Source organism: Streptomyces xanthochromogenes (assembly GCF_014650455.1).
GTDB classification, from domain to species: domain Bacteria; phylum Actinomycetota; class Actinomycetes; order Streptomycetales; family Streptomycetaceae; genus Streptomyces; species Streptomyces xanthochromogenes.
Genome location: NZ_BMUZ01000029.1, coordinates 23,456 through 29,544 on the forward strand (window position 1 = coordinate 23,456; position 6,089 = coordinate 29,544).

The 6,089-nt window shown below is 70.0% G+C and carries 3 protein-coding genes; all 3 read right to left on the reverse strand.

What is annotated here, in order from left to right:
* Positions 1 to 371 precede the first annotated feature (371 nt).
* The 3 genes from xdhC to IE267_RS38865 are packed head-to-tail and all read right to left on the reverse strand — an operon-like array spanning position 372 to position 5,072.
* Positions 372 to 1,184 carry a xanthine dehydrogenase accessory protein XdhC gene (xdhC, locus tag IE267_RS38855; protein WP_189766517.1) on the reverse strand — a complete coding sequence of 271 codons (813 nt, stop codon included), beginning with the start codon at positions 1,182 to 1,184 and terminating at the stop codon, positions 372 to 374.
* A gap of 1 nt (position 1,185) precedes the next feature.
* Positions 1,186 to 3,597, reverse strand: a complete 2,412-nt coding sequence (xdhB, locus tag IE267_RS38860) for a xanthine dehydrogenase molybdopterin binding subunit (protein WP_189766518.1) — start codon at positions 3,595 to 3,597, stop codon at positions 1,186 to 1,188.
* Entirely contained in the window at positions 3,594 to 5,072 is a 1,479-nt protein-coding gene (locus tag IE267_RS38865) for a xanthine dehydrogenase small subunit (RefSeq protein WP_189766520.1), read from the reverse strand. Before IE267_RS38865 ends, xdhB begins: the two co-directional genes overlap by 4 nt.
* Between the last annotated feature and the right edge of the window lie 1,017 nt (positions 5,073 to 6,089).

The following is a 6,089-nucleotide window of genomic DNA, read 5'->3' on the forward strand; positions in this document are numbered from 1 at the left end:
GCGCAAGCACTCCTCTGCTCGAACGACGACGGGCCGACCCCATCCTCGCCCACACCCGTGACCTGCGGGTAGGCGGTGTCCACGCAGCGAGCGAGATCACGGAGGCCGCGCCGATGAGCGCGTTCGGTTCCCCTGCCACGATACGTCTCGCCATCCGGAGGGTGCCGGCCGGAGGACCACGGCCGTGCCGAGTTGGCTGCCCGAAGCAAGCAGGACGCAGAGCGCTCGCCCTGCTCCGCACGTGGGAGCCGGAGGAGTAGGACGCGGCGGGGGCGCCCGACCCCGCCCCGCACCCGTCCACCACGGCCGAAGTCCCGCGTCCGACCGCGCCGACGGCCGGCACGTGATGCGGGGCGCCCCGGGGGGCGGAATCACCAGCTGCCTTCCTCCTCGAAGGTGCGGAGGAGATCGGCGGCGGCGCTCAGGGCGATCACCGCCGGTTCCTTGCCCGTGATGCCGCTCAGCCCGATCGGTGTCTTGATCCGGCCGATGGTGGCCTCGTCGTGACCGCCCTCGGTTGCGAGGCGGCTGCGGAACCGCGCCCACTTCGCGGCCGAACCGATCAACCCGATCGACCCGATGCGGGAGTTGCGCAGTGCGGCGTCGCACAGCGCGGCGTCCTCGGCGTGGTCATGGGTCATGATCAGGACGTGGGTGCCTCGCGGCAACTCCTCCAGCACCTGCTCGGGCAGCAGCGGCGTGTGATGCACATGCACCTGCGCCACCGCGTCCGCCAGCACGCCGAGCCGTTTGTCGGTGAGGGTCTCGGCCCGGCTGTCGACGAGGTGCAGGTCGATGTCCTGCCGGGCCAGAATGCGCGCCAGTTCGAGGCCGACGTGGCCGACACCGAAGATTGCCACCGCATTCACCACCGGGAGCGGTTCGAGCAGGACCGAGACCGTACCGCCGCAGCACTGCACGCCGTGCTGGTTGGTCACCTTGTCGTTCAGGGCGAAGTCCATCAGCTCCGGCTCCGGCTTGCCGGCCTCGATCATCTGCCGGGCCCGGTCGATCGCGACGGCCTCGACGTTGCCCCCGCCGATCGAGCCCCAGCTCCGGTCCCGTCCGACGACGAGTTTCGCGCCGGCGTCGCGCGGGGCGTGGCCGCGCACGGTCGCGACGGTCACCAACACGCCGGACTCCCGGCGCGTCCGCAACCGCGCGACCGCGGCGATCCACGTCATGTCAGGCACCGCTGAGTGCTTCCGTGGCGGTGCGGATGACGCTGTCCTGCACCGACTCGTCGGGGGCGTCGCGGCGAACCTGGGTTCCACCCAGGCGGGCCGACTGGATCGCCCAGTACACCGCCTCCGGTGTCGCGGGCGAGGCCAGCTCGACACTCGTCCCGTCCGGTCCGAACGCGGCGGCGGCCTGCCGCAGTGCCTCGCGCACCGAGAACGCCAGCATGAGCGGAGGCTCGCCCACGGCCTTGGAACCGTAGACCGCGCCCTCCTCGGGGGCGTTCTCCAGCAGCGAGACGTTGAACTCCTCGGGCATCTCCGAGAAGCTCGGCAGCTTGTACGTACTGGCCGCCTGGGTGAGGAGCCGGCCGCGCTGCGGCCCGTCTTCGGTGTTCCATCGCAGATCCTCCAGCGTCAGCCAGCCGGCGCCCTGAACGAAGCCGCCCTCGACCTGGCCGATGTCGATCATCGGAGACAGGCTCTCGCCGACGTCGTGCACGATGTCCACGCGCCGGATTCGGTACGCGCCGGTGAAGCCGTCGACCTCCACCTCGGTGGCGGCGGCGCCATGGGCGAAGTACTTGAACGGCGTGCCGCGGAACGCCTTCGCGTCCCAGTGCAGCCCCTCCGTGCGGTAGTAGCCGGCCGCCGACAGCTGGACGCGCTGGAAGTACGCGGTGCGCACCAGGTCGTCCCAGGCCAGTTCCCGTTCGGTGCCCAGGGCGCGGGCGACGCCCTCGGCGATGCGGACGTCGCTGCCGTTCACCCCCAGCTGCGTGGCGGCAACCTGCACCAGCCGTTCGCGCAGCTGCTCGCAGGCGTTCTTGACCGCGCCTCCGTTCAGGTCCGCGCCTGAACTGGCAGCGGTGGCCGAGGTGTTGGGCACCTTGTCGGTGCGCGTCGGGGCGAGTCGCACCTTGTACAGGGGGATGCCCAGGGCGGTCGCGGCCACCTGCATCATCTTGGTGTGGAGGCCCTGGCCCATCTCGGTGCCGCCGTGGTTGATCAGGACGGAGCCGTCCTTGTAGATCAGCACCAGGGCACCGCCCTGGTTGAAGGCGGTGAGGTTGAACGAGATGCCGAACTTGATGCCGGTGATCGCCAGGGCCCGCTTGGTGTGCGGATGGGCCGCGTTGAAGGCGGAGATCTCCCGGTTGCGGTCGGCGACCGTGGCGTTCCGCTTGACCTGCTGCCATACGGTGGAGATCCGCTCGGGCTGGGTGACCGGCTGCCCGTACGGCGTGTACTGGTCCTTCTGGTAGAAGTTGCGCTCCCTCAACTCCATCGCATCCAGGCCGAGTCGGGGCGCACACCGGCCCAGAATGTCCTCGATGACCAGCATGCCCTGGGGTCCGCCGAAGCCGCGGAAGGCGGTGTTGGAGACCTTGTTGGTCTTGGCGATGCGGCCGGCGATGCGGGCGTTGGGGATCCAGTACGTGTTGTCGATGTGGCACAGGGCGCGGGCGAGGACCGGCTCGGACAAGTCCAGGCTCCAGCCGCCGTCGGAGGTCAACGTGGCGTCCAGGGCCTGAATGCGGCCCTCCGCGTCGAACCCGATCTTCCACGTGGCGTGGAAGCCGTGCCGCTTGCCGGACATCGTCAGGTCCTGCGTGCGGTTGAGCCGCAGCCTGACCGGGCGTCCGGTCAGCCGGGCGCCGAGTGCGGCGATGGCCGCGAAGCCGTGGGGCTGCATCTCCTTGCCGCCGAAACCGCCGCCCATGCGCAGGCACTGCACGGTCACCTCGTGGCTGTGCAGCCCGAGCACGTGAGCGACGATCTCCTGCGTCTCCGAAGGGTGCTGGCTGCTGCTCTGGACGAAGACCTGTCCGGACTCGTCGATGTGAGCGAGCGCGCAGTGCGTCTCCAGGTAGAAGTGCTCCTGGTCGGAGAACTGGAACGTGCCGGTGAACACATGCTCGGAGTCGGCGAAGCCGGCCTCGATGTCGCCCGACAGCATGACGGGCCGGGCGCCGTGGAAGCTTTCGGCCGTGATCGCGTCCTCAAGTGTGATCAGGGAGGGCAGCTCCTCGATCTCCACCTCGACCGCCGCCGCCCCGAGCCGGGCCGCCTCCAAGGTCTCGCCCAGCACCCAGGCGACCGCATGGCCGTGGAACATGACCTCGTTGGGGAACAGCGGCTCGTCGTGCTTCATCCCCGCGTCGTTGACGCCGGGCACGTCGGCGCCGGTCAGGACCCGGACCACACCGGGCACCTCCAGCGCCGCTCCGGTACGGATCGCGGTGATGCGGCCGTGCGCCTTCATCACCTGCACCGGATGGGCGTGCAGGACGTCCTTGGTGCGGAACACCAGGTCGTCGGTGTAGAGGGCGGTTCCCGTGACGTGCAGAACGGCGCTCTCGTGCGGCAGCGGGACGCCGACGACGGGCTTCTCGGGACGCTCGGACAGTTGACTCATGACGACACCGCCTCGGTGTTCTGCGCGTACAGCTTGAGCAGGCTCTGGCCCAGCATCGCGGAGCGGTACTCGGCGCTGGCGCGATGGTCCCCCATCGGCGTGCCCGCGGACCGCAGCACCAGGGCCGCGGCCTCGACGGTCCCGGCCGACCACGGCCGGCCCTCCAGGGCCGCCTCGGTCTCCAGGGCACGGATCGGGGTGGCGGCCACGCCGCCCAGGCCGATGCGGGCCTTGCGGACGACACCGTCCGCGATGTCGAGGGCGAAGGCGACCGCGACACTGGAAATGTCGTCGAACCGCCGCTTGGCGATCTTGTGGAAGGCCACGACCGGCGACAGCGGCCGCGGAATCCGTACCGCGCGGATCAGTTCGCCGGGCCGACGCACGCTCTGCCGGTACCCGGTGAAGTAATCGGCCAGCGGGACCGTACGCTCGCCGTCCTCTCCGGCGAGCACCACCGACGCTTCCAGCGCCAGCAGTACGGGCGGGCTGTCACCGATGGGAGAGCCGGTGCCGAGGTTGCCGCCGAGGGTCGCGCCGTTGCGGATGAGCCGGGAGGCGAACTGCGGGAACAGCTCCGCCAGGAGCGGAACGTCGCCGTCGAGGCGGCGCTCGATCTCGGTGAGCGTGAGGCCCGCGCCGATCTCGATGGAGTCGGACGCGACGCGCAGCTCTCGCAACTCGGGCAGCCGGTCGACGGCGACCACACAACTGGCCCTGCGAGAACGAATGTTGACCTCGACGCCCCAGTCCGTGGAGCCGGCGACCACCACCGCATCGGGCCGCTCCCGCAGCACCCGCAGCGTCTCGGCCAAGGTGCCCTTGCGCAGGAAGGCACTGTCACCCTGGAGGTACTCGGTGGCTACCGGCGCCGGCGGCGCCTGTTCGCGGCGCCGCGCGAGCGGGTCCTCGTCGGTCGGCGCCCCGACCGCGAACGCCGCGTCCCTGATCGGGCGGTAACCCGTGCAGCGGCACAGGTTGCCGCTCAGGGCGTGCAGGTCGAAGCCGTTGGGACCGTGCTCGGCGTCCGATTGGACCGTGCCGTCGCCGGAGCCGGGGGCGGCATGCGCACAGCGGTCGGGCCGGTAGTACTCGGCGGCCATGCTGCAGATGAACCCCGGCGTGCAGTATCCGCATTGCGAGCCGCCACGGACCGCCATCTCCTCCTGCACCGGGTGCAGGGTGGGAGCACCGCCGGGTCCGCCGTCCGTCGCGAGCCCCTCGGAGGTGACGATCTCCTGGCCGTCGAGTGCCGCGACCGGGACCAGACAGGCGTTGACCGCCACCCAATCGGTGGGCCTCTTCACCCCGGGCCTGGCCACCAGCACCGAGCAGGCACCGCATTCGCCTTCGGCGCAGCCTTCCTTGGTGCCGGTGAGTCCGCGCTCGCGCAGGAAGTCCAGGGCGGTGGTCTGGGGCGGTGTCGGCGCGATCGGCATGGCGTCACCGTTGACGGTCAACTGCGGCGCCACCACGGCCTGTTCGCACTTCTGCGGGGCTACCACGGCCGGTTCGCACTTCGGTGCGGGTTCGGTCGGTTCGTCATGTGAGCCAATGTGAGGCAGCTTTCTGTGTTCGGGGGCGCCGGGTGTTCGGGCTTGCCGAGGCGAGGCAGACGCACGAAACGGCACCCTGAAAGGGCGTACCGGAAGGTCAAGGGTGAAGGAAGAAAAGAGAAAGACCAGATGCAAGTCCCGCAGGACGGGCTGGAGCCCCGCAGGACGCGCTGAAGCGGCTTGCTCAGCAGCCGTGGGCGATCCGGCCCGGAGCCCAGGCCGCGCGCTGGGCGAGGCGACCGAGATCGGAGTTGGTGTGCATCCGCGGGTCGCCTCCTTCCATGGTTCTAGCCGATAGTCACCGCAAGCTAGTTGCTGAGGCCACGCAGGTCAAGAGCCCGGGCTTCCGGCGCCGAGCGTTCAGGCCAGGTCTGGCCGGTCTGGCCGGGCCCACCTGGCAGCCGAGCAGCACAACGGCTACGACGGCTATGACGGCGCAGGAACGATACGGACCCGTCCGGTAGCCGGACGATGTTTCGCATCGGCTGGGTGCGCTACCGGCACAACGAACCATAGCCACACGGAAGTTGGCCGACCGCAGGCGACAGCTGAGGTGGACACGACTGGATGCCCCACGGCCCGCAGAGGCAATCGGCCATCGTGTCCAACACCCGACCACCCGGCGCCGACCGGCGAATGCGCCGCGCCCACCTCCTCCGCGCGGTCCGTCTCGCCCGACCCATGGCCCGAGTGCTGCTCCGCCAACTGTTCATCGCACAATTGATGTTGTCTGCCTACCTTCTGACAGCAATTCAGCGGCCGGCAGGCCAGGCAACGCCAAAAAGACGCTACGCAAATGGGATGACTATGTGGACTGCCCTAGAGCCCCCCGCGACCACCGTCGCCCCCGGTGACAGCGCCGTCGTGAGGCTGCGGGTGCGCAATACGGGGGACACCGTCGAGGAGTACCGGCTCACGCCGGTCGGTGAGGCCGCC